Source organism: Hydrogenophaga sp. YM1 (assembly GCF_016903055.1).
Lineage (GTDB): Bacteria > Pseudomonadota > Gammaproteobacteria > Burkholderiales > Burkholderiaceae_C > Hydrogenophaga > Hydrogenophaga borbori.
Map to the genome: position 1 here is coordinate 2,397,735 of NZ_CP070223.1, position 22,078 is coordinate 2,419,812.

A 22,078-nucleotide genomic window follows, 5' to 3' on the forward strand; every position below is an offset into this window, starting at 1 on the left:
GAGATTCCATGATCCGACGCCTTCGCCCCCTGTTCTTCGCCCTGGCCGGCGGCCTGGCCTTCGCCGGTGCCCTGGCCCAGCCGGCGGTGCGCCTGACGCCCGAGGTGGTGGCCGGCGGCCTGCAGAACCCCTGGGGCCTGGCCTTCATCGGCGACGGGCGACTGCTCGTGACCGAGCGCCCCGGGCGCCTGCGGGTGGTGGAGGCCGACGGCCGCCTCAGCCCGCCGCTCAAGGGCCTGCCCGAGGTCGATGCCGTGGGCCAGGGTGGCCTGCTCGACGTCATCACCGACCGCGACTTCGCCCGCAACCGCACCGTGCACTTCTGCTACAGCGAGCCCGGGCTGGTGGGCAATTCCACCGCCATGGCCTCGGCGCGGCTGTCGGACGACCGCACCGCGCTCGAGAACCTGCGCGTGGTCTTCAGCCAGAAGCCCAAGGTGGGCAGCCGGCTGCACTTTGGCTGCCGCATCGTGCAGGCGGACGACGGCAGCTTCTTCCTCACCCTGGGCGACCGCTACCTGCGCATGCACGACGCGCAGACCCTGGACAACCACCACGGCAAGGTGGTGCGCGTGCTGGCCAATGGCCAGCCACACCCCGACAACCCGTTCACGAAGCAGGCGCGCGCGCTGCCCGAGATCTGGACCCTCGGCCACCGCAACATCCAGGGCGCGGCCCTGGGACCGGACGGCGCGCTCTGGACCATCGAGCATGGCCCGCAGGGCGGCGACGAACTCAACCGCCCCGAGGCCGGCAAGAACTACGGCTGGCCCCTCATCACCTACGGCGAAAACTACGGCGGCGGGCGCATCGGCGCCGGCCTGACGAGCCGCGCGGGCCTGGAGCAGCCGGTGCAGTACTGGGTGCCTTCCATCGCGCCCTCGGGCCTGGTGTTTCTGCGCGGCGACCGCTACGGCGCGGCCTGGCAGGGCAACGCCTTCACCGGCTCGCTCAAGTTCCGCCACCTGGTGCGCCTGCAGATGGAGGGCGGGCGCGTGGTGCACCAGGAGCGCCTGCTGACCGAACTGAACCAGCGCATCCGCGACGTGCGCGAGGGGCCGGACGGCTGGCTCTATGTGCTGACGGACGACAGCGACGGGAAGGTGCTGCGGCTGACCGTGAAATGACAAGGGCGTGCCGAACGGCTGCGCGCCCGGGCGAAGCGGAACACGCGCACCGGGGCGCCCGTCCCCTGAGGCGTGGACCTTGCGCGGCTAGCGCACGCCACCATCCAGGCTTTCGGCCAGGGCCGCCAAGCGAGGGCCGATTTCCCGCTCCAGATCGCCGGAGCGGATCTGGTAGGACTGCACCACGCAGTTCATCACGAGGATTTCCGAGTGGGCGCCGCGGCGCAGCGGGACCGCTGCAGCATAGATGTCTGGACGCAGATCGCCGTACGAGTAGCAGAACCGCAGCTGACGGAACTCGGCCAGGCTGCGTTCCAGCATCGGCCGGTGTTGGGCCCACAGCTCGGGCCTTTTGACGCGCGTTTCGTTCAGCAGGCTCTCTCTCTCCTCCGGGGTGCAGGCGCACAGGTAGGCCCGCCCCATGGCGCTGGCCACCAGGGGATGGGTGAGGCCCACTTCCGCCATGCGGGTGGAGTAAACGTTGCGCGCCCGCGCTGTCTCGACGTACACGATGTCGAGCCGATCGCGCATCCCCAGCGAGACCGAGCCCTGAATGGCGTCGGCGAACTCGTGCATCGCGGGGCGCGCGATCTGCCGCATGTTCATGCTGGCCAGGAGGGGGTAGGACAGCGACAGCACCGCCGAGCCCAGCTCGTACCGCGTGGACCGGGCTTCCGTGCGCAGATAGCCCAGCCGCACCAGCGTGTAGGTGAAGCGCGACACCGTCGCCTTGGGCAAGCCGGTGAGCGCCGCCAGCTCCTTGTTGCCCAGGGATGGGCGATCGGGAGAGAAGCAGCGAAGGATGTCGAGGCCGCGCGCCAGGGTGGTGGCGAACTGGCGGTCCGTGCTGTCGTCTTCGGTCTGCAATCCAGGGTTTTTGTTCTGCATAGTCGAACAATATTCCGTTAATCCGAACTCACGTTGATTCTAGTTCGGCCTGTCGCAACACTGGCGCCATGCGATCCGAAGCAGCCCCTCCAGACGGCCCTCCCTTCAGCACCTGGCTGTGCGTGGTGTGTGGTTGGGTCTATGACGAGCGGACGGGCGCCCCGCAGGCCGGCCTCGCCCCCGGCACCCGCTGGGAAGAGGTGCCCGACAGCTGGACCTGCCCGGATTGCGGTGTCTCGAAGCAGGACTTCGAGATGGTGCGCCTTTGACCGTGAAAGAAACCTCCCCATGCTGAGTCAAGAAGACAACGACCTGCTCACCCATTCCGGGCCGGCCACACCGATGGGCCAGTACCTGCGCCGCTTCTGGATGCCCGTGCTGCTGTCCCGCGAGCTGCCCGAGCCCGACTGCCCGCCGAAGAAAGTGACGGTGCTGGGCGAGGATCTGTTGGCGTTCCGTGATACCCAGGGCCGCATCGGTCTGGTCGATCCGGTGTGCCCGCACCGCGGCGCGAACCTCTACTACGGCCGCAACGAAGAATGCGGCCTGCGCTGTGTGTTCCATGGCCTGAAGTTCGATGTCGATGGCCACTGCGTCGACATTCCCATCGCGCCGGCCGGCACCAACAGGGAGCGGCTGCGCATCAAGGCCTATCCCACCCGCGAGGCGGGCGGCTACGTCTGGGCCTACATGGGGCCGCCGCAGAACATCCCCGAACCGCCCCTGCTGGAGTTCATGACGCTGCCGGCGTCGCACTGCTACGTGTCGAAGAAGTGGCAGGACTGCAATTGGGTGCAGTGCCTGGAGGGGGCCATCGACACGGCCCACTTTTCTTTCCTGCACATGGTGGTGGCCCAGGACGAAGCCCAGGCGCTGGCCATGCTCCAGCACGCGGCCATCGGCGCGCAGGGCGAACAGAACGCCCGCATCCGCTGGGTTCGCGACGATCCGATGCCGCGCTTCGAGATCAACGAGACCCATGTGGGGCTGACCATCGGCGGCGCACGGCGGGCCGATGACGGGCAGCTGTACTGGCGCATCGCCCAGTTCATGCAGCCGAACCACGCCCTGGTGCCCAGCGCGTTCCCCGGCGAGAACTACCACGGGCAGACCTTCGTGCCGGTGGATGACCGGTCCTGCTGGATCTACACCTACACCTGGAACCCGGATCGGCCTTTGACGGAGCAGGAACTCGAGCGCTGCCGCCGGGGGCATACGGTGCACGCGGAGGTGGATGAGCGCTACGTGCCCTTGCGCACCAAAGGCAACGACTACCTCATCGACCGGGAGGTGCAGAAGAAGACCAGCTTCACCGGTATCGAAGGTGTGTCCGAGCAGGATGCGGCGATCCAGGACAGCCAGGGCGAGATTGCGGACCGCACCCGCGAGCACCTGTTCGCCACCGACATCGGCGTCGTGCGCTTTCGCCGCGCCATGCTTCAGGCCGTGCGCGCCTTGGCCGAGCGCGGCGAGGAGCCCGCCGCCCGCGGGTTTCCGCGGGGCTACACGATGCGCTCGGGCGGCTGGGTGGCCGACCAGGGCAAGTCGCTGTCTGACGTCATGATGGAACGGTTCGGGCACGTGCAAGGCGTGGTGGTGCCGCGCGGCCAGGAGGAGAACGCATGACACGCGCCGCTTCCTTCAAGCGCCGCCTGTTGGGCGCCGAGATGACGGCCGGCCTCTTCTGCTGTTCCTATGGCGTGCAGGTGGTGGAGGCCCTGGCGGGCAGCGGATTCGACTACCTGTTGTTCGATGCGGAGCACACGCCGAACTCGCTGCCCCAGTTGCACGCCCAGTTGTGCGCCCTCGCTGACAGCCCCACGGTGCCCATCGTGCGCCTGGCGAGCCTGGACCTCGTGGCCATCAAGCTCCTGTTGGACATGGGCGTGGCCGGGCTCATGGTGCCCAATGTGCAGAGCGCCGAAGAAGCGGCTCAGGCCGTTCGCTTCACCCGCTACCCGCCGCACGGCGTGCGGGGCGTCGCCGGCTCGGTGCGCGCCACCCGCTACGGGCGCGATCGCGACTACCTGGCCCGCGCGGAAGACCGCTTCAGCCTCATCGTCCAGGTCGAAACGGCGGCGTCCGTGAAAGACGCCGAGCGCATCGCGGCCACGCCCGGCGTGGATGGTGTGTTCGTCGGCCCCAACGACCTGGCCGCCGACATGGGCCTGCTCGGGCAGCCGGGGCACCCGGAGGTCGTCGAGGCGGTTTCTGCTGGCCTGCGGCGGATTCGACAGGCCGGCAAGAGCGCCGGCGTTCTGTGCGCGGAAGCCGACGTGCCCCTCTACCGCGCTGCGGGCGCCAACCTTTTCGCCCTCGGCTCCGACCTGGGGCTGCTCGTCAAGACCGCCGATGCGCTGGCCCAACGCCATTGCAGCGCGCTGGCGGCGAGTCCACGACAAGACTGAACCAACATGAACTACACACTTGAACCATTGGCCGCTGACGCGGTGAGCGAAGCGCTCGATCTTTTGCTGACGATGCACCGCATCCGCTTCTTGGAGGAAAAAATTTCCGAGCTGCGCAGGCAAGGTGACATCCAGGGGTCGGTGCATCTCTGCATCGGCCAGGAGGCCATCTACGCCGGCGCCTGCGCCGCGCTGCAGCGCGGCGACCGCGTGTTCTCCACCTACCGAGGCCACGGCTGGGCCCTGGCCTGCGGTGTGCCTTCAGAGGGCATCCTCGCCGAGCTCCTGGCCCGCGAGACCGGCGTCTGCCGGGGCCGTGGCGGCTCCGCGTACTTCAGCGCGGTGGACTGGGGCTTCTACGGCGAGAACTCCATCGTCGGCGCCGGCGCACCGATCGCCTGCGGCGCGGCCCTGGCCAGCCTGCACGCCGGCGACGGCGCCATCGCCGTCACGGCCTTTGGCGACGGCGCCATGAACCAGGGGGCGATCGCCGAAGCGATGAACTTCGCCTCGTACCAGCGCCTGCCCGTGATGTTCGTCTGCGAGAACAACACCTACGCGGAACTGACCCCGATTGCCGAGACGGTGCGCGACCCGGCGCTGTTCAGGCGGGCCCGTGCGTTCGGCATGGATGGCGTGCGCATCGACGGCAACAACGTGCACGAAGTCCAAACCTGCGTGGCGCACTACGCCAAGCAGCTGCGCGATGGCAAGGGTCCTGTCCTGATCGAGATGATGACGCAGCGCCTGGTGGGCCACTACTACGGCGACATGCAGTCGTACCGCCCCGCTGGCGAGGTGACGCAGGCCAAGCTGCACGAGCCCATCGTCCGGTTGCGGGAGCGTTTGAGGCGAAGCGGTGTGTCCGAGGACACGCTGGACGCCCAGTGCGCCAAGGCAGCGCTCGACATCAATGAGGCCACGCAGCGCGCGCTCGAAGCCCCCCTGGCCAGCGAGGCCACCGTCATGGAGCACCTGTATGCATGAACCGAAAGCAGACGCGGTCACCGTCGAACTGAGCTACGCGAAGGCCGTGAACGCGGCGCTTCGCCGAGCGCTGACCGAGCGCCGCGAGACCATTTTGTATGGCGAAGACGTGGGCAAGCCCGGCGGCGTGTTCGGCGTCACCAAGGACCTGCAGCGCGAGTTCGGCGTTGCCCGCGTATTCGATACGCCCATCAGCGAAACGGCGATGCTGGGGGCGGCGGTGGGCGCGGCCATGTGCGGCTTGCGTCCCATCGTCGAGATCATGTGGATCGACTTCAGCCTGGTGGCCATGGACCAGATCGTGAACCAGGCCGCGAACGTCCGCTATGTCTCGGCCGGGAAGATGCAGGCGCCGCTGACGATCCGCACGCAGCAGGGCGCGCTGCCGGGTTCCTGCGCCCAGCATTCGCAAAACCTGGAAGCGATGTACGCCCACGTGCCGGGGCTGCGTGTCGGTCTGCCGGCGACGCCGCAGGACGCGTACGACATGCTGCTGGCGGCCAACGAGAGCGACGATCCCTGTCTGGTGATCGAGAACCGGGGTCTGTACCACGGCGCTGCCGCCCCGGTGCGCATCGACGGCCCGGTCCAGAGCGCCAGCGGGGCCCGCCTGGTCCTGGCGGGCACGGACCTCACGATCGTGAGTTGGGGTGCGATGGTGGAGCGCGCCCGGCAGGCGGGCGAAGCGCTGGCGCGCGAGGACGGCATCCGCGCGGAGGTGATCGACGCGCGCTGGATCGCGCCCTTCGACTGGGAGGCCTTGCGCGCCAGCGTGCGCAAGACGACCCGCCTGCTGATCGTTCACGAAGCCAACGTGACGGGTGGCTTTGGCGCCGAGATCGCGGCGCGCATCCAGCAGGAGTGCTTTGGCGCTCTGGCCGAACCCGTGCAGCGGCTCGGTGTGCCCGATGTGCGCATGCCCGCGGCGCCGCACCTGCAGGACGTGCTGGTGCCCTCCGTCGCCGCCATTCGAGACGCGGCCCGGCGCATGTACAAACTGATGTGAGGAACAACACCATGCGTTACATCGACCACGGCGGTGGCGGTGGCCCCGAGGTCCTGGCCGTGCGCGAGATGCGCCAGCCCGTGCCGGGGCCAGGGGACATCCTGATCCAGGTGGCGTATGCGGGTGTGAACCGCCCCGATTGCGCGCAGCGCATCGGGCGTTACCCGCCACCGCCGGGAGCCTCCACGGTGCTGGGCCTGGAAGTGGCGGGGCGGGTGGCTGCGGTGGGCGAAGGCGTAGAGGGCTGGCGACTGGGCGATCGCGTGTGCGCGCTGACCCCTGGCGGTGGTTACGCCGACTACTGCGTGGCGCCCGCGGGGCACTGCCTGCCGGTGCCGCAAGGCTGGAGCCTGCGCGATGCGGCAGGCCTGCCCGAGGCCGCCTTCACCGTGTGGGACAACCTCTTTCGCCGCGCCCGCCTGGCGGCCGGCGAGGTGGTGCTGGTCCATGGTGGCTCCGGCGGCGTGGGCAATGCCGCCATCCAGATGGCGCGGGCCATGGGGGCCACCGTGCTGGCCACCTGCGGCTCCGAGGCCAAGGCCGCGCGCTGCCGCGAGCTGGGCGCCCACCACACGATCCTGTACCGCGAGCAGGACTTCGTGCAACAGGCCTTGGCGTTCACGGGTGGACGCGGCGTGGACGTGGTTCTGGACATGGTCGCCGGGCCCTACCTGGCGCGCGATCTGGAGGCGCTGGCCGTGGATGGCCGCATTGCCGTCATCGCGTTCATGGGCGGCACGCAGGCCACGATCGATGTGATCCCGCTGCTGCGCAAACGCGCCCAGGTCACGGGAAGCACCCTTCGTCCCTGCACCGTCGAACACAAGGCCGCGATCGCACAGGAGCTGCTGGCCCGGATCTGGCCACACCTGGACAAGGGCCATGGCCGCCCGGCCATCGAGGCCGTGTTCTCCCCGGCGCAAGCGGCGGACGCGCACAGGCTCATGGAAAGCGGATCGCACTTCGGCAAGCTCTTGCTCGAAATGGATGGGAGCCTCACGTGACGACAGACATCGACTGGAACAGCCTCTCGCTGCAAGGCCAGGTCAGCGAGGCGGAATGGCAAACGCGGGTGGAGCTGGCGGCCTGCTACCGCCTGGCGGCCCACTACCGGATGTCGGACCAGATCTACACCCACATTTCGGCGCGTATTCCGGGTACGGAGCATCTGCTGCTCAATCCTTATGGCACCTTGTTCGATGAGATCCGCGCCTCGCTGCTGGTGAAGGTGGATCTGCACGGCGCGGTGCTGGCCGATCCGAGCGGCCTGGGCCTGAACAAGGCCGGCTTCCTGATCCACAGCGCGATCCACAAGGCCCGTCCGCAGGCCGGCTGCGTCATGCACACCCATACGCGGGCGGGCGTGGCGGTGGCGGCGCAGCGGCGCGGGCTGCTCCCTTTGTCGCAGCACGCCATGCGCTTTCACGGCTGCCTGTCCTACCACGACTACGAGGGCGTGGTGCTGGACCCGTCGGAGCAGGAGCGGCTGATCCGGGACCTGGGCGAGAACCAGGCCATGATCCTTCGCCAGCACGGTCTGCTGACCTGGGGCCGGACGGTGCGCGAAGCCTTCGAGCTGATGTACTTCCTGGAAATGGCGTGCCAGATCCAGATCGACGCCCAGTCGGGTGGTGCGGCCGTGATCGAGGCCGCGCCAGAGCTTGCCCGCAAGGTCGCCGACCAGTTCCGCAACCCAGGGCGCACGCCGGTCCACGACCGGGACTGGCCCGCCCTGTGCCGCTTGCTTGAGCGCCAATCCCCCACCTACCGAACCTAAACCCCAACAGGAGACATGATGAAAACAATCGGTAAAGCCTTGATCGTTGCGCTGGCGAGCGCGTTGTTGTGCACGGTGGCCCAGGCCCAGGCCTACCCCAACAGGCCGATTCGCCTGGTGGTGCCGTATCCGGCGGGCGGCATCGCCGACACGGTGTCGCGCTCGGTGGGCCAGCAGCTGGCCCGCCGCCTGGGGCAACCCGTCGTCATCGACAACCGGCCGGGTGGCAAGCAGATCATCGCCACGGAGGCGGTCACGAAGGCCGCGCCGGACGGCTACACCCTGCTGCTGGGCAGTGTGACCAACCTGAGCCTCAATCCCGCCGGCATCGCGCGCTTGCCGTACAACGTGGAGCGCGACCTTACCCCGGTGTCCCAACTGTTCCATGCGCCGCTGCTGCTGGTGACCAACCAGCCCGTGGCCAATGCGCAGGAGCTCATCGCGCGAATCAAGGAGAAGCCGGGCAAGTTCGCCTACGCGTCCATCGGCGCCGGCACCTCGACGCACATCGCCGCCGAGCTGCTGTCCCTCCAGGCGGGTCTGGACATGGTCCACGTGCCCTACAAGGGCAGCGCGCCGGCCGTCACCGATCTGGTGGGCAAACAGGTCCAGCTCATGTTCGACGGCGGCACCTCGTCGTTGCCTTTCGTGCGCGAAGGCAAGCTCAATCTGCTGGCGGTGACGACGCCCAAGCGATTCCCCTATCTGCCCGATGTGCCCACCATGGCCGAGGTGGGCTTGAAGGACTACGACGTCACGGCCTGGTGGGGGATCGTTGCGCCCGCCGGCACGCCAAAGGACATCGTGGAGCGGCTGGCGCGGGAGCTCAAGGCGGTCACGGAGGACGCCGCCCTGCGCGAGCAGCTGGCCCCGAACGGCGTCGTGCTGCAGGCCGACGGGCCGCGCGAATTCCGCGAGTTCATCCAGTCCGAGACCGTGCGTTGGCGCGCCTTGCTGAAGAAGACCAAGATCGACCTGGAGAACTGACATGGATCTCCAAGACCGCATCGCTGCCCTGATCGGCGATCGTGCAGACGAGGGGTGGTTCGATGTGCACCGGGACGTCTTCCGTGACCCGGCCATCTTTCAGCTGGAGCTGGAGCACATCTTCGAGGGCACCTGGGTCTTTGTCGGCCTGGAGTCCCAGGTGCCCCGGGCGCACGACTTCCTGACGACCTGGGTGGGCCGAACGCCCGTCGTGGTGACCCGGGCCGGCGATGGGCAACTGCACTGCGTGATCAACAGCTGCCGCCATCGGGGGGCGGCGCTGTTCCAGACCCGGCAGGGCAATCGAAAATTCCACGCCTGCCCCTACCACGGCTGGGTCTACGACTCGGGCGGCAAGTGCATCGACATCAAGGACCGGTCCTCCGGCGGCTACCCGGCGGCGTTTGACTGCCTCGATCACAACCTGGTGCCGGTCGCGCGCTTTGGCAACTACCGCGGGTTCCTGTTCGCCAGTCTGCGGCCGGACGTACCGGACCTGCTCGACCACCTCGGTGATGCGCGGCGGTTCCTGGACCTCGTGGTGGACCAAAGCGAGGAGGGCGTCGAGATCGTTCCCGGCGAGGTGGTCTACACCTACCAGGGCAACTGGAAGATGCAGGTGGAGAACGCCCTGGACCTGTACCACTTCACATCGACCCATCCGTCGTATCTGCAGGTTCTGCAGCAGCGTGGCCGCCGCCGGCAGCAAGACGGCGCGGGCCAATCTGGGGCGGCACAGTCGATCTACGAAAACCTGGGGGCGCAGCGGCAGGCCCAGCGCGGCAGCATGTCCTTCGCGCACGGCCACGTGGCGTACTGGGGTGACAACCCCAATGCCGCGGAGCGGCCGCTGTACGCGGGGTATGAACCCCTCGTGCAGCGGGTGGGCCGGGAGGTGGCCGACTGGATGCTGCGCGTGCGCAACCTGGTGATCTACCCGAACCTGCAGATCGTGGAGAACGCGTCCCTGCAGATGCGGGTGCTGCGGCCGCTGGCGGTGGACCGCACCGAGGTGACGTCCTATTGCCTGGCGCCCCGCAACGAGCCGGCACAGGCGCGCGAGAAACGCATCCGCCAGTACGAGGAGTTCTACAACCCCAGCGGCATGGCGACACCCGACGACGTGGCCGTGTACGAGGCCTGTCAGCGTGGCCATGGTGCCCGCGGCCTGAGCGACCAGCAGGGCTATCTGCGTGGCCTGGGGCTGGGCGCGGTGGCGCCCGGGCAAGGCGCGCGGGAACTGGGCATCGCGCCCGTGAGCGCCATGCAGGGCGGCTACGACCTCGCGGACGAGACCTGCTTTCACGCGGGCTACCGCGAATGGCAGCGGCTGATCCTCAAGGGGGTCGAACATGCATGAGGCCATGGCCGAAGCGCAAAGGCTGATCTACCGGGAGGCGCTGGCGCTCGATGAGCAGCGCTGGACCGATTGGCTGGACGGCCTGCACAGCGAGGCGGTGTTCTGGGTGCCGGCCTGGCGCACCGACCATGAAACCACCGCGGACCCGCAGCGCGAAGTGTCCTTGATCTACTGCGCTGGGGTGCAGGCCTTGCGGGATCGGGTGGATCGGGTGCGCGGCGGCCGTTCGCCGGCCGGCACGCCCCTGCCGCGCACCGTGCACGCGGTCTCCAACGTCCTGGTGGAGGAAGCCAGCGACACGCTGTTGCGCGCGACATCGGTGTTCACCAGCACGGTCTACGACCTTCGGCGCGGCGAGTCGCACGCCTTCGTGGGGCGCTACGAGCACCGATTCGTGCGGGAGGCCCCGGGCCAAGCCTGGCGCATCGGGCGCAAGCACGTCGTTCTGGTCAACGACCGCATCCCGGGCATGCTCGATTTCTACTCCGTGTGAGGCGGCGATGGTGATGAAGCAATTGGGGCCCGTCGGCGGCTTTGCCCCCGGAACGGTCACGCAGGTATGGGTCGACGACGAGCCGGTGGCCGTCTTTCATCTGGACGACGGCCGCCTCTGCGCGACCAGCGACCAGTGCACGCACGGCAACGGCCTGCTGTCGGACGGATTCCTGTGCGGCAGCGAGATCGAGTGTCCGCTGCACCAGGGGCGGTTCGATGTGGTGACGGGCCGCGCCGTGGGCGTGCCCTGCACGCAAGACGTGCGCACCTTTGCCCTGAGCGTTGAGGACGGCGTGCTGTGGCTGCACACGCAGGAGGCCGCGCCATGAGCGGTGTCTGGGTGGTGGGCACGGGGCTGGCCGGCCACACGCTCGCGCGCGAGCTGCGCAAGTTGCGGCCCGAGGTGGCGATCACCCTGGTCACGCGCGATGCCGGCGACTTCTATTCGAAGCCGGCGCTGTCCAATGCCGTGTCGGCCGGGCTGGCGCCCGAGCAACTCGTGCAGCGCTCGGCCGAACAGATGGCCGCTCAACTGCAGGTCCGCATCCTGCAGCAGGCCACGGTCGAATCGCTGGACACGGCCGGGCAGCGCCTGTGCATCGACGGCGAATGGCATCGCTACGACCAACTGGTGCTCGCGCTGGGCGCGGACGCGGTGGTGCCGCCCGTGGCGGGCCTGGCGCCTGATGCGCTGCTGCGCCTCAACGACCTCGACGACTACCGGGCGTTGTGGGCTCGCCTGGGCGGCGCGCGCCGGATCGCGGTCCTGGGCGCCGGTCTCATCGGTTGCGAAATCGCCGACGACCTGTCTCGCGCCGGTCACCAGGTGTGCCTGTTCGACCTGGCCGAGCACCCTCTGTCGCGCTTGGTGCCCCGGGAAATCGGGGAGGGCTTGCGCGCCGCCCTGCAAGCGCGGGGAATCGTCTGCCACTTCGGGGCCCCGGTCACGCACGCCCAGGCGCAGGGCGCTGCCTGGCGGCTGTTCACATCGAGGGGCGACAGCACGGTCGCCGATGTCGTGCTGGGCGCGGCGGGGGTGCGGCCCCGCGTTGAACTGGCCCGGCAGGCGGGCCTTTTGACGGACAAGGGCATCGTGGTGGACCGCCGCTTGAAAACCTCCGCCGAGCGGGTGTACGCCTTGGGGGACTGCGCGCAGATCGACGGGCTGCTGCTGCCGTTCGTGATGCCACTGATGCGCTCGGCCAAAGCGCTGGCGCGCACGCTCGCGGGCGATCCCACCGACGTGGTCTTTCCCTGCATGCCGGTGGTGGCGAAGACGCCCTCGTTTCCCGTGGTGGTCGCGCCGGTGGTCGACGGCTCGCCGTTCCGCTGGGAGAAGGCCGGGGAGGGCAGCGGCCACCGCGCCTGGTGCAAGGATGCCAACGATCAGGTCCGGGGCTTCGCGCTGGGGGGCGAGGCGGTCGGTGAGCGGTTTCGCTGGGAGCGCAGCGTTGCGGCCTGGCTCGCGGCGGACGCACCCATCTCCGAGGCCGCGCCGGTCCAGGCGTCAAACCCCTGAGGGGTTCAGCGCGTCATCCACCGCCGCGCCCCATGGCTGGCCGCGTCCACCAGCGCCACCATCAGCAGCATCGCGCCCAGGATGGTGGCCGTCTTGCCCATGTGGAACAGGCCCATGTGAAAGGCCAGCATCTGGCCCAGGCCGCCCGCGCCCACCACGCCCAGCACGGCGGCGGCGCGGATGTTGTTCTCCCAGCGGTAGAGCGTGTAGCTCAGCAGCTGCGGCAGCACCTGCGGCAGCGTGGCGTAGGAGAAGACCCGCGCGCCGCCCACGCCCTGCACGCGCAGCGCGGCGGCCGGGCCGGGCGGGGCGTTTTCGATCGCTTCGGCGAACAGACGGCCCAGCACGCCGGCCGTGTGGAAGGTCAGGGCCAGGGTGCCGGCGAAGGGCCCCAGGCCCGCGCTGATGAGCAGCAGCGCGGCCCACACCAGCTCGGGGATGCTGCGCAGGGCGTTGAGCAGCAACCGCGTTGGGCCGCGAGCCCAGGACGCGCCACCGTCCCCGCGCCGGCTGGCCGGCAGCGCGAGCGCCAGGCCCGCCACCGCCGCCAGGCCCGTGCCCAGGGCCGACATGGCCAGCGTTTCCCAGGTGCCCTGGACCACGCGGCGCAGGAACTCGGGTGAGGTGTCGGGCGGGAAGAACTCGCCGAGGAAACGGCCCATGCTGCGCGCCGCGTCCAGCGACAGGAATTCGCGCCACTGCAGGTCGAGCGACCAGAAGCTGGCGACGACCAGCGCCGCCAGCGCCAGCAAAAACCACAGGGCCTTGCTGTGCCAGCCCAGGAGCGCGGACGACCCAGGGGCGCCGGGGAGCCGGCTTTGCCGGGCCCCAGGTGCCGCCCCCTTGAGGGGGTCGCGCGAAGCGCGGCGGGGGTGTTTCAACCCAGTGCCTTTCGCAGTCCCGCGCTCACGCGGTCGGCCAGCCCCACCAGCAGCATGAAGACCAGCAGCATGGTGGCCACCTCGCCGCCGTTGAACATCTTCATGGCGTTGTCGAGCTGCTGTCCCAGGCCGCCCGCGCCCACGAAGCCCAGCACCACCGAGGATCGGATGGCGCATTCCCAGCGGTAGACGGTGTAGCTGGTGAGCTCGGCCGCGTTGGTGGGCAGCAGGCCGTAGCAGAAGGCCTGCAGGCGCGAGGCGCCGTTGCGCAGCAGGGTCTGCGTGGCGTGGGCTTCGCCGCTTTCCAGGATCTCGCCGTAGACCTTGCCGAGCATGCCGCCGTAGGTGAGGGCGATGGCCAGCACGCCGGCGGTGGGCCCCAGGCCCACCACGCGCACGAAGACCAGGGCCCAGACCAGCTCGGGGACGCTGCGCAGCACGATCAGCAGCCAGCGCACCGCCTGGCGCACCACCCAGGGCCCGCGCGCCATGCGCCCCGACAGGGCGGACAGCGAGAGCACGCGGGTGGCGGCGAGCGTGAGCGGCGCGGCGATCAACAGGGCCAGCGCCATGCCGGCGGTGGCGATGGCCACGGTGCGCCAGGTCTCGCGCGCCACCAGCGCGAGGAAGTCGCCGTCCAGTGTGGGCGGCAGAAAGCTGCCGAGGAACTGCGCCGAGACCCGCAGGTTGCGGGGCTCGAACAGCACCCAGGGCCGGAACTCGGTGGCCACGCCCAGCGGCCACAGCAGCACCAGCGCGGCGCCGATCCAGAACACCCGGGTCAGCCAGGCCGGGTCGCGGGTGGGGGCGGCGCGGGGCGCCGTGGCGGTGTTCATCGCAGGCTTCAGCGGCACATCAACACGGGTGGCACGGCCGCCTCGGGCTCGGGCGATGGGTTCGCGGGCGCGCCGCCTTGCAGCTCGTGCTCGAACCGGTCGTACAGGCCCGCCAGGCGCTCGCGCGTGACCTCGGCCGCGGGCAGGTCGAAGGCCAGGCGGCCGTCGCGCAGGCCCACGATGCGCGGGAAATGCGCCAGCGCCACGTCCACCTGGTGCAGGGTGGCCACCAGCGTGGCGCGGCGCTCGCGCGCGCCCTCGACGAGGGTGTGGATGGCCTGGCGCGCGCGCGTCGGGTCGAGGGCCGAGAGCGGTTCGTCCACCAGCCAGGCCGTGGCCGGCGCCAGCAGGGTGCGCGCCAGGCCCACGCGCTGGCGCTCGCCGCCGGAGAGGCGGTCCACGCGCTCGAAGAGCTTGTCGCCAAGGTCGAAGCGCTCCAGCGCGGCGAAGGCGGCGGGGATGTCGGACGGGTGCAGCAGCGAACGCAGGCTGGCCCACAGGCCCATGGCGGGCAGCCGGCCCGCCAGCACGGCCGTGACCACGCGCTGGCGCGGCGGCAGCGGCGGGACCTGCGGCGCGAGCAGGAGGCGCCCGCGCAGGCGGCGCAGCTCGGCGCGTGGCAGCGACCAGGGATCGGCGCCATCGAGCCGCAGGGCCCCTTCGCTGGGCGGCATGGCGCAGGCCATGAGCTGCAGCAGCGTGGTCTTGCCAGCGCCCGACGGACCGATCACCGCGAGTTGTTCGCCCGCGGCCACGCGCAGGCTCAGGCCCTGCACGGCGGCGGGCTGGGCGGCGCGCGCGGCGGGGTGGCGCGCGCTGAGCTGTTCGAGGGCGATCTGCAAGACGACTGGCTCCGGTGCGGGGCGAAGCCCGGATTAGACCGCGAACGCCCCACCCGGCCGCGGGGGCGGTGTTCAGCGCGGGGCCGGCAGCGCCACGCTGCGAAAGCCCGCCAGGATGTCGGTGCGCGGCGCGCCGAAGAAATTGCGGTAGCGTGGGTGGCGCATTTGCGGCGCGGTGGCCCAGCTGGCGCCCTTGAGCACGGGCCGGCCGTCGAACCAGGGCTGGGAGTAGTCGCGGTAGGGGTGCGGCTCGAAGCCCGGGTGCGGGGCGAAGGCGCTGGCGGTCCACTCCCAGACCTGGCCCCAGGCGAAGCCGGGCGTGCTGAGCGCCGCGCGCTCCCACTCGGCTTCGCTGGGCAGGCGCCGGCCGGCCCAGGCGCACCAGGCCTGTGCTTCGGTGGCGCTGACGTGGCAGACCGGGGCCCGCGGGTCCAGGGCCCGCCAGCGGCCCTGGGCGCGCTGCCACCAGCCGCCGGCCTCGCGTTGGAGGAAACGCGGCACGGGCACGGCGCCGGCCTCGACGGCGGGCAGGTAGCGCGCCCAGTTCACTGGGGCCGCATCGATGTCGACGGCGGCGAGCTCGACCGCCTGGCCTGGCAACTCGTTGTCGAAGGCGAAACCCGGGCCGCGCCAGCCCAGGGTCCAGGGACCGGCCGGCAGACGCAGCGTGCCTTCGCACGCGGCCAGCGGCGGCGCGGTCTCGCCCGGGTCGATGTCCAGCACCTGGGCCATGTACACCCAGGCCTCGCCGTGCATGTCCTCGTGGAAGAGGGCCAGGCGAAAGGCGTACAGGCCGTCGTCGGTTTCGGGCGCGTGCGCCAGCAGGGCCAGGGTGTCGTCCAGGCTGGCCCGCAGGTCGGCGCGGGTAGCGGCCAGGTCGGGCAGGGGCAGCGACCATCGGGTGTCGTGCGGCACCGCGCTGCTGTCGTAGAGCGCGTCGGCGTCGAGGCCGCGCATGGCCTGGCGCGCCGGGGCCAGCGGCGCCGTGGGGTCGGCGCGCGCGCCGCGCTCGCGTTGCGGTGCGGGCTGGCGCGCGATCCAGCGGTCGGCGAACCAGCCGAGGTGGCCCAGCTCCCACAGCGGCGGGTTGAGTTCGGGCGACCGCGGCACGCGCAGGCCGGGGCCCAGCGCGGCCTCGTAGGCCTGGGCCAGGCGCAGGGTGCGCGCGCGCGTGCGGCGCAGCAGGGCGGCCAGCGTTTCCCGACCGCCCCGGCGGGCCTGCTCGGCCGCCGCGCCGGGGGCGTCGCCGGGCTCCGACACAATCCCTTGTTCGATGGCCACCATCCACAAACCCCTGTTGTGCCTTGTCACGCCGGCGCTGGCCGACGCGAACAACGGCAATTGGCAGACCGCGCGGCGCTGGGCGCGCCTGCTGGCGGGGCATTATCGGGTGGTGGTCGTGCGCGAATGGCCCGAGGCCACGCTGCACGAGACGCCGGCGGTGCTGATCGCGCTGCACGCGCGGCGCTCGGCGGCGTCCATCGCGGCCTGGGCAAGGGCGCATCCGCTCGCGCCCCTGGTGGTGGTGCTGACGGGCACCGACCTGTACCGCGACATCCAGGGCGACGCCGACGCCCGCCGCTCGCTGGCACTCGCGCACCGCCTGGTGGTGCTGCAGGAGCGCGGGCCGCTGGCGCTGCCGCCGCCGCTGCGCGAGCGCTGCCGGGTGGTGTTTCAGTCCGGGCCCGCGCGCGCGCCCCTGCCCAAGCCCCGCCGCTTCCTGCGCGCGCTGATGGTGGGCCACCTGCGCGACGAGAAATCGCCGCAGACGCTGTTCGAGGCGGCGCGGCTGATCGCCCCGGGCGAAGGCATCCGCATCGACCACATCGGCGAGGCCCTGGACCCCGCGCTCGGCGCGGCCGCGCGGGCCACCGCCGCGGCCTGCCCGCACTACCGCTGGCTGGGCCCGCTGCCGCACGCCGAGGTGCTGCGCCGCCTGCAGCGCGCGCACGTGCTGGTGCACGCCAGCCGACTGGAGGGCGGCGCGCACGCCGTGCTGGAGGCGGTGCGCGGCGGCACGCCGGTGCTGGCCTCGCGCATCGAAGGCAACCTCGGCATGCTCGGCGAGGCCTATGGCGGCTACTTTCCGGTGGGCGATGCGCCCGCCCTGGCGGCCCTGCTGCGCGGATGCCGTGCGGACATGGCCGCGCCCGATGGCAGGCTCGCGCGCCTGGCCGCACAATGCGCCGCACGCGCGCCGCTGTTCGAGCCCGAGGCCGAACGCCAGGCGCTGCTGGCCCTGTTGAACGACGTCCGCCCGCGCGAGCCCGCGCCGGCCACCGAACCGGAGACCCCTTCGTGAACGCCCCCATCCCCACCGCCGCCGCCCAACCCCGCCTCACCAGCCTGTCGCATGGCGGCGGCTGCGGCTGCAAGATCGCCCCCGGCGTGCTCAGCGACATCCTCAAGGGCAGCACCGGCATGCCCATGCCCAAGGAGTTGCTGGTGGGCATCGAAACCGCCGACGACGCGGCCGTCTACCGCCTCAACGACGAGCAGGCGCTGATCGCCACCACCGACTTCTTCATGCCCATCGTGGACGACCCCTACGAGTTCGGGCGCATCGCGGCCACCAACGCCATCAGCGACGTCTACGCCATGGGCGGCACGCCCATCATGGCGCTGGCGCTGGTGGGCATGCCCATCAGTGTGCTGAGCACCGAGACCATCGGCCGCATCCTGCAAGGCGGGCAGGACGTGTGTCGCGCCGCTGGCATTCCCATCGCGGGCGGCCACACCATCGATTCGGTGGAGCCCATCTACGGCCTGGTGGCCATGGGCCTGGTGCACCCGGCGCGGGTCAAGCGCAACGCCGACGCCCAGGCTGGCGACCGCCTGGTGCTGGGCAAGCCGCTGGGCGTGGGTGTGCTGTCGGCCGCGCTCAAGAAGGAGCGGCTCGATCCGGCCGGCTATGCCGCCATGATCGACACCACCACCCGCCTGAACACGCCAGGCCCCGACCTGGCCAAGCTGCCCGGCGTGCACGCCCTGACCGACGTGACCGGCTTCGGCCTCGCGGGCCACGCGATGGAGATGGCGCGCGGCGCGAACAAGACCGTGCGCCTGGACTGGTCGCGCGTGCCGCTGATCCCCGGCGTGCGCGAGCTGGCGGGCGCCGGCATGGTGACGGGCGCCTCGGGCCGCAACTGGGCGGCCTATGGGCACGAGGTGCGCCTGGGCGCGGGCCTGCAGTTGGTCGATCAGGCCTTGCTGAGCGACCCCCAGACCAGCGGCGGCCTGCTGGTGGCCTGCGAGGCCGCCAGCGTGGACGAGGTGCTGGCCACCTTCCGCCGCCATGGCTTCGAGCAGGCGGCCGAGATCGGCGAGGTGCTGGACGCCACCGGCGATGGCGCGCGCCTGCGGGTGGATTGAGGCTGGGGGCGCGGCCGGCGCCCTCAATGGCCTTCGAGCGTTTCCAGCAGCTCCGTCTCGATCTGGATCTGCCGCTTGTTCACCTGCAGCTCGGGCCCGCTGATGAGGAAGGTGTCCTCCACGCGTTCGCCCAGGGTGGTGATCTTGGCCAGCTGCACGCTGATCTCGTGGCGCGCCAGCACGCGCGAGATGCCGTAGAGCAGGCCCGCGCGGTCGCTGGCCGACACCGACAGCAGCCAGCGCTGGGCCTTCTCGTCGGGCCGCAGGTCCACGCGCGGCGTGATCGGAAAGCTCTTCACGCGCCGCGACAGCCGGCCCTTGGTGGGGGGCGGCAGCGGGCCGCGCTCGTCGATGACCTGCGGCAGCCGGGCCTCGACCATGGCCACCAGTTCGCGGTAGTGCTCGGCCATCTCGGGCACGATGACCTGGAAGGTGTCCAGGGCGTGGCCGGTCAGGGTGGTGTGCACGCGCGCGTCCAGGATGCTGAACTGCGACATGTCGAAGTAGCCGCAGATGCGCGCGAACAGGTCGGCCTGGTCGGCCGCGTACACCAGCACCTGCAGGCCTTCGCCGGCCGGTGAAAGGCGCGCGCGTACGATGGCGCGGCTCGGGTCGCGCCCGGGCTTGGCGAGCTCGCGCGTGAGCACCCGCGTGTGCCAGGCGATCTCGTCGGCCTGGTGGCGCATGAAGTAGCTCACGTCCAGCGTGTCCCACAGGGCCTTGTGCGCGTTGTGGGGCAGGGCGTGCAGCGCGAGCATCTGCAGCGCCTCGCGCTTGCGGCCTTCGATCTCGGCGCCCGGGTCGGGCGCGCGCCCGCCCAGCACGCGCAGCGTGTAGCGGTACAGGTCTTCCAGCAGCTTGCCCTTCCAGGCGTTCCACACCTTGGGGCTGGTGCCGCGGATGTCGGCCACGGTGAGCAGGTACAGCGCCGTGAGGCGGCGCTCGTCGCCCACGCGCTGCGCGAAGGCGGCGATGACGTCGGGGTCGGACAGGTCGGCCTTCTGCGCCAGCCGGCTCATGGTGAGGTGCTCGGCCACCAGGAATTCGATGAGGCGCGTGTCCTCGCGCGGGATGCCGTGCTGGCGGCAGAAGCTGCGCACGTCGCGCGCGCCGAGCTCGGAGTGGTCGCCGCCGCGGCCCTTGGCGATGTCGTGGAAGAGGGCGGCGATGTAGAGCAGCCAGGGCTTGTCCCAGCCGGCCGCGAGCTGCGAGCAGAAGGGGTACTCGTGCGAGTGCTCAGGGATGAAGAAGCGGCGCATGTTGCGCAGCACCATCAGGATGTGCTGGTCCACGGTGTAGACGTGGAACAGGTCGTGCTGCATCTGCCCCACGATGTGGCGGAACACCCAGAGGTAGCGGCCCAGCACCGAGGTCTGGTTCATCAGCCGCATGGCGTGCGTGATGCCCTGCGGCTCCATCAGGATGCGCAGGAACAGGGCGCGATTGGCCGGGTCGGCGCGGAACTTCGCGTTCATCACGGGGCGCGCGTTGTACAGCGCGCGCAGGGTGCGCGCCGACAGGCCCTTGATGCCGACCGTGGTCTGGTAGATGTGGAAGGTCTCGAGGATGGCGTTCGGCTGCTGGAAGTAGAGGTTGTCGCTGGCCACCTCCAGCATGCCGGCCTTGTCGAAGAAGCGCTCGTTGATGGGGCGCAGGCGCATCACGCCAGGCTCGGTGTCGCCCAGGCGCTCCTCGATGTTGAGCAGCAGGATCTGGTTGAGCTGCGCCACCGCCTTGGCCGCCCAGTAGTAGCGCTTCATCAGCGCCTCGCTGGCGCGGCGCGTGCCGCGCGGGTTGGTCTCGCCGGGCGCGGGCAGCTGGGGCTTGAAGCCGAAGGTCTCGGCCACGGCGGTCTGCAGGTCGAAGACCAGGCGGTCCTCGCGGCGGTGGGCGAGCAGGTGCAGGCGCGCGCGGATCAGGCTCAGCAGGGCCTCATTGGCCTTGATCTGGCGCGCCTCCAGCGGCGTGGCCAGGCCGCGGCGGGCGAGTTCGTCCCAGCTGCGGCCCAGGCCGGCGGCTTTCGCCACCCAGAGGATCATCTGCAGGTCGCGCAGGCCGCCGGGCGATTCCTTGCAGTTGGGCTCCAGCGCGTAGGGCGTGTTCTCGAACTTGTGGTGGCGCTGTCGCATCTCCAGCGTCTTGGCCACGAAGAAGGCCTTGGGGTCCATGGCCTCGCCCAGGCGGGCCACCAGGCGCCGGAAGCCCTCCTGGTGACCGGCGATGAGCCGGCACTCGAGCAGCGAGGTCTGGACGGTCACGTCCTTCTCGGCTTCGGTGGCGCACTCGTCGACGGTGCGCACGCTGGAGCCGATCTCCAGGCCGAGGTCCCAGCAGGCACCGATGAAGCCTTCGATGCGGGCCTTGAGGGCGTCGTCGGCGTCGGGCTCGCAGCCCTCGGGCAGCAGCACCAGCACGTCGACGTCGGAATGCGGGAACAGCTCGCCGCGCCCATAGCCGCCCACGGCCACCAGGGCGAAGCGCGGGCCGAAGCCGGCGCGCTGCCACAGGGTGCGCAGGGTCTGGTCGGTCAGGCGGGCGAGCTGGTGCAGGGCCCGGCGCACGCCGCGGGTGGAGGCCCCGGTCTGCAGCAGGGCGGCGAACACCGCCTGCTTGTGCTCGCGGTACTGCTGGCGCAGGCTGGCCAGGTCGTCCACCGGGACGCCCCTTCAGGCCGCGACGCTGGCCGGGGCCGGGTTCACGAAGGCCGGCGGCGCGATGTTGCCGGCCGACCAGGTGAGCACCTCGTAGCCGGTCTCGGTGACCAGCACGGTGTGTTCCCACTGGGCCGAGAGCGAGCGGTCGCGCGTGACGATGGTCCAGCCATCGCCCAGTTCCTTGATCTCGCGCCGGCCGGCGTTGATCATGGGCTCGATGGTGAAGGTCATGCCGGGCTTGAGCTCTTCCAGCGTGCCCGGGCGGCCGTAGTGCAGCACCTGGGGTTCTTCGTGGAAGCGCTGGCCGATGCCGTGGCCGCAGAACTCGCGCACCACGCTGAAGCCGTTGCCTTCGGCGTAGGTCTGGATGGCGTGGCCAATGTCGCCCAGGCGCGCGCCCGGGCGCACCAGCACGATGCCCTTCCACATGGCCTCGAAGGTCACCTGGCACAGGCGGCGGGCCTGGAGGGAGCAGGCGGCCTCGCCGCCGATCAGGAACATGCGGCTGTTGTCGCCGTACCAGCCCTCGGGCGTGATGACGGTGACATCCACGTTGAGGATGTCGCCCTTCTTGAGCGGCTTTTCGTTCGGGATGCCGTGGCAGACCACCTGGTTGATGGAGGTGCACAGGTGGCCGGGGTAGGGCGGGTAGCCGCTGGGCTGGTAGCCGATGGTGGCCGAGCGGGTGCCCTGCTGCTTCATGTAGTCGGCCGCCAGGCGGTCGATCTCGAGCGTGGTCATGCCGGGCTGGATCAGCGGCGTGAGGTAGTCCAGCACTTCGGAGGCGAGGCGGCAGGCGGTGCGCATGCCCTCGATGCCGGCGGCGTCCTTGTAGGTGATGCTCATGGGGCGCGATTATCCCACCGGACCCCGCCCGCACACGCCCCGCCGGGCCAATCGCCATGGGGGCGGCGGGTAGAATTCGAGGCTTCCCAACGC

Annotated in this window: 22 protein-coding genes; 15 read left to right on the forward strand and 7 right to left on the reverse strand. The window is 70.6% G+C overall.

What is annotated here, in order from left to right:
• Positions 1-8 precede the first annotated feature (8 nt).
• A complete protein-coding gene (locus JNX00_RS11200; protein ID WP_070398589.1) occupies positions 9-1,127 on the forward strand; it encodes a PQQ-dependent sugar dehydrogenase in 1,119 nt (372 codons plus the stop codon).
• A gap of 87 nt (positions 1,128-1,214) precedes the next feature.
• Here JNX00_RS11200 and JNX00_RS11205 read toward each other — a convergent pair whose 3' ends face one another.
• Positions 1,215-1,994, reverse strand: coding sequence for an IclR family transcriptional regulator (locus JNX00_RS11205; protein ID WP_239478122.1), 780 nt, complete (start codon positions 1,992-1,994; stop codon positions 1,215-1,217).
• Between the two features lie 89 nt (positions 1,995-2,083).
• Between JNX00_RS11205 and JNX00_RS11210 the strand changes: the two genes are divergently transcribed.
• Genes JNX00_RS11210 through JNX00_RS11265 form a run of 12 tightly spaced genes read left to right on the forward strand, consistent with a single transcriptional unit; the run spans position 2,084 to position 12,554 of the window.
• Positions 2,084-2,284 carry a rubredoxin gene (locus JNX00_RS11210; protein WP_204742310.1) on the forward strand — a complete coding sequence of 67 codons (201 nt, stop codon included), beginning with the start codon at positions 2,084-2,086 and terminating at the stop codon, positions 2,282-2,284.
• A gap of 19 nt (positions 2,285-2,303) precedes the next feature.
• On the forward strand, positions 2,304-3,641 hold the full coding sequence (locus JNX00_RS11215; RefSeq protein ID WP_204742311.1) for a Rieske 2Fe-2S domain-containing protein: 1,338 nt from the start codon (positions 2,304-2,306) through the stop codon (positions 3,639-3,641).
• Positions 3,638-4,423 (forward strand): aldolase/citrate lyase family protein, encoded by a 786-nt coding sequence (locus JNX00_RS11220; RefSeq protein ID WP_070398587.1) that lies wholly within the window; start codon positions 3,638-3,640, stop codon positions 4,421-4,423. The genes JNX00_RS11215 and JNX00_RS11220 overlap by 4 nt, the downstream gene beginning before the upstream one ends.
• A gap of 6 nt (positions 4,424-4,429) precedes the next feature.
• Entirely contained in the window at positions 4,430-5,410 is a 981-nt protein-coding gene (locus tag JNX00_RS11225; RefSeq protein ID WP_204742312.1) for a thiamine pyrophosphate-dependent dehydrogenase E1 component subunit alpha, read from the forward strand.
• On the forward strand, positions 5,403-6,416 hold the full coding sequence (locus JNX00_RS11230; protein ID WP_204742313.1) for a transketolase C-terminal domain-containing protein: 1,014 nt from the start codon (positions 5,403-5,405) through the stop codon (positions 6,414-6,416). The genes JNX00_RS11225 and JNX00_RS11230 overlap by 8 nt, the downstream gene beginning before the upstream one ends.
• A gap of 11 nt (positions 6,417-6,427) precedes the next feature.
• Positions 6,428-7,420 carry an NAD(P)H-quinone oxidoreductase gene (locus JNX00_RS11235; protein ID WP_204742314.1) on the forward strand — a complete coding sequence of 331 codons (993 nt, stop codon included), beginning with the start codon at positions 6,428-6,430 and terminating at the stop codon, positions 7,418-7,420.
• Positions 7,417-8,193, forward strand: coding sequence for a class II aldolase/adducin family protein (locus tag JNX00_RS11240; protein ID WP_204742315.1), 777 nt, complete (start codon positions 7,417-7,419; stop codon positions 8,191-8,193). Before JNX00_RS11235 ends, JNX00_RS11240 begins: the two co-directional genes overlap by 4 nt.
• Before the next feature lie 18 nt (positions 8,194-8,211).
• On the forward strand, positions 8,212-9,180 hold the full coding sequence (locus JNX00_RS11245) for a tripartite tricarboxylate transporter substrate binding protein (RefSeq protein WP_204742316.1): 969 nt from the start codon (positions 8,212-8,214) through the stop codon (positions 9,178-9,180).
• 1 nt (position 9,181) lies between these two features.
• The gene (locus JNX00_RS11250; protein ID WP_204742317.1) at positions 9,182-10,540 is read left to right on the forward strand and encodes an aromatic ring-hydroxylating dioxygenase subunit alpha; all 1,359 of its coding nucleotides are present in this window, start codon (positions 9,182-9,184) and stop codon (positions 10,538-10,540) included.
• Positions 10,533-11,033 (forward strand): aromatic-ring-hydroxylating dioxygenase subunit beta, encoded by a 501-nt coding sequence (locus JNX00_RS11255; protein WP_204742318.1) that lies wholly within the window; start codon positions 10,533-10,535, stop codon positions 11,031-11,033. The genes JNX00_RS11250 and JNX00_RS11255 overlap by 8 nt, the downstream gene beginning before the upstream one ends.
• Positions 11,034-11,046: 13 nt before the next feature.
• Positions 11,047-11,364 carry a non-heme iron oxygenase ferredoxin subunit gene (locus JNX00_RS11260; protein ID WP_204742319.1) on the forward strand — a complete coding sequence of 106 codons (318 nt, stop codon included), beginning with the start codon at positions 11,047-11,049 and terminating at the stop codon, positions 11,362-11,364.
• Positions 11,361-12,554, forward strand: a complete 1,194-nt coding sequence (locus JNX00_RS11265) for an FAD-dependent oxidoreductase (protein ID WP_204742320.1) — start codon at positions 11,361-11,363, stop codon at positions 12,552-12,554. Before JNX00_RS11260 ends, JNX00_RS11265 begins: the two co-directional genes overlap by 4 nt.
• Positions 12,555-12,559: 5 nt before the next feature.
• On the opposite strand, the gene phnE is transcribed toward JNX00_RS11265, so the two are convergent.
• From phnE to senA, 4 genes are all read right to left on the reverse strand, one after another.
• Entirely contained in the window at positions 12,560-13,336 is a 777-nt protein-coding gene (gene phnE, locus JNX00_RS11270; RefSeq protein WP_204745049.1) for a phosphonate ABC transporter, permease protein PhnE, read from the reverse strand.
• A gap of 95 nt (positions 13,337-13,431) precedes the next feature.
• Positions 13,432-14,271: an ABC transporter permease gene (locus JNX00_RS11275; RefSeq protein WP_204742321.1), complete on the reverse strand. Its 840-nt coding sequence runs from the start codon at positions 14,269-14,271 to the stop codon at positions 13,432-13,434.
• Positions 14,272-14,279: 8 nt separating this feature from the next.
• On the reverse strand, positions 14,280-15,113 hold the full coding sequence (locus JNX00_RS11280) for an ATP-binding cassette domain-containing protein (RefSeq protein ID WP_204742322.1): 834 nt from the start codon (positions 15,111-15,113) through the stop codon (positions 14,280-14,282).
• A 72-nt stretch (positions 15,114-15,185) separates the two neighbouring features.
• On the reverse strand, positions 15,186-16,373 hold the full coding sequence (gene senA, locus JNX00_RS11285) for a selenoneine synthase SenA (protein ID WP_239478123.1): 1,188 nt from the start codon (positions 16,371-16,373) through the stop codon (positions 15,186-15,188).
• A 13-nt stretch (positions 16,374-16,386) separates the two neighbouring features.
• Between senA and senB the strand changes: the two genes are divergently transcribed.
• Positions 16,387-17,415 (forward strand): selenoneine biosynthesis selenosugar synthase SenB, encoded by a 1,029-nt coding sequence (senB, locus tag JNX00_RS11290; protein WP_204742324.1) that lies wholly within the window; start codon positions 16,387-16,389, stop codon positions 17,413-17,415.
• Positions 17,412-18,485 (forward strand): selenide, water dikinase SelD, encoded by a 1,074-nt coding sequence (selD, locus tag JNX00_RS11295; RefSeq protein WP_204742325.1) that lies wholly within the window; start codon positions 17,412-17,414, stop codon positions 18,483-18,485. Before senB ends, selD begins: the two co-directional genes overlap by 4 nt.
• A gap of 23 nt (positions 18,486-18,508) precedes the next feature.
• On the opposite strand, the gene JNX00_RS11300 is transcribed toward selD, so the two are convergent.
• Positions 18,509-21,139 (reverse strand): [protein-PII] uridylyltransferase, encoded by a 2,631-nt coding sequence (locus JNX00_RS11300; RefSeq protein WP_204742326.1) that lies wholly within the window; start codon positions 21,137-21,139, stop codon positions 18,509-18,511.
• Positions 21,140-21,151: 12 nt separating this feature from the next.
• A complete protein-coding gene (gene map / locus JNX00_RS11305) occupies positions 21,152-21,985 on the reverse strand; it encodes a type I methionyl aminopeptidase (protein WP_204742327.1) in 834 nt (277 codons plus the stop codon).
• Positions 21,986-22,078 lie beyond the last annotated feature (93 nt).

Excerpts from the sequence above, each read along its gene's own strand:
- JNX00_RS11200 (WP_070398589.1), top strand. The coding sequence starts at position 9 with ATGATCCGACGCCTTCGCCCCCTGTTCTTCGCCCTGGCCGGCGGCCTG.
- JNX00_RS11210 (WP_204742310.1), top strand. The coding sequence starts at position 2,084 with ATGCGATCCGAAGCAGCCCCTCCAGACGGCCCTCCCTTCAGCACCTGG.
- JNX00_RS11215 (WP_204742311.1), top strand. The coding sequence starts at position 2,304 with ATGCTGAGTCAAGAAGACAACGACCTGCTCACCCATTCCGGGCCGGCC.
- JNX00_RS11220 (WP_070398587.1), top strand. The coding sequence starts at position 3,638 with ATGACACGCGCCGCTTCCTTCAAGCGCCGCCTGTTGGGCGCCGAGATG.
- JNX00_RS11225 (WP_204742312.1), top strand. The coding sequence starts at position 4,430 with ATGAACTACACACTTGAACCATTGGCCGCTGACGCGGTGAGCGAAGCG.
- JNX00_RS11230 (WP_204742313.1), top strand. The coding sequence starts at position 5,403 with ATGCATGAACCGAAAGCAGACGCGGTCACCGTCGAACTGAGCTACGCG.
- JNX00_RS11235 (WP_204742314.1), top strand. The coding sequence starts at position 6,428 with ATGCGTTACATCGACCACGGCGGTGGCGGTGGCCCCGAGGTCCTGGCC.
- JNX00_RS11245 (WP_204742316.1), top strand. The coding sequence starts at position 8,212 with ATGAAAACAATCGGTAAAGCCTTGATCGTTGCGCTGGCGAGCGCGTTG.
- JNX00_RS11250 (WP_204742317.1), top strand. The coding sequence starts at position 9,182 with ATGGATCTCCAAGACCGCATCGCTGCCCTGATCGGCGATCGTGCAGAC.
- JNX00_RS11255 (WP_204742318.1), top strand. The coding sequence starts at position 10,533 with ATGCATGAGGCCATGGCCGAAGCGCAAAGGCTGATCTACCGGGAGGCG.
- JNX00_RS11260 (WP_204742319.1), top strand. The coding sequence starts at position 11,047 with ATGAAGCAATTGGGGCCCGTCGGCGGCTTTGCCCCCGGAACGGTCACG.
- JNX00_RS11265 (WP_204742320.1), top strand. The coding sequence starts at position 11,361 with ATGAGCGGTGTCTGGGTGGTGGGCACGGGGCTGGCCGGCCACACGCTC.
- JNX00_RS11275 (WP_204742321.1), bottom strand. The coding sequence starts at position 14,271 with ATGAACACCGCCACGGCGCCCCGCGCCGCCCCCACCCGCGACCCGGCC.
- senB (WP_204742324.1), top strand. The coding sequence starts at position 16,387 with ATGGCCACCATCCACAAACCCCTGTTGTGCCTTGTCACGCCGGCGCTG.
- map (WP_204742327.1), bottom strand. The coding sequence starts at position 21,985 with ATGAGCATCACCTACAAGGACGCCGCCGGCATCGAGGGCATGCGCACC.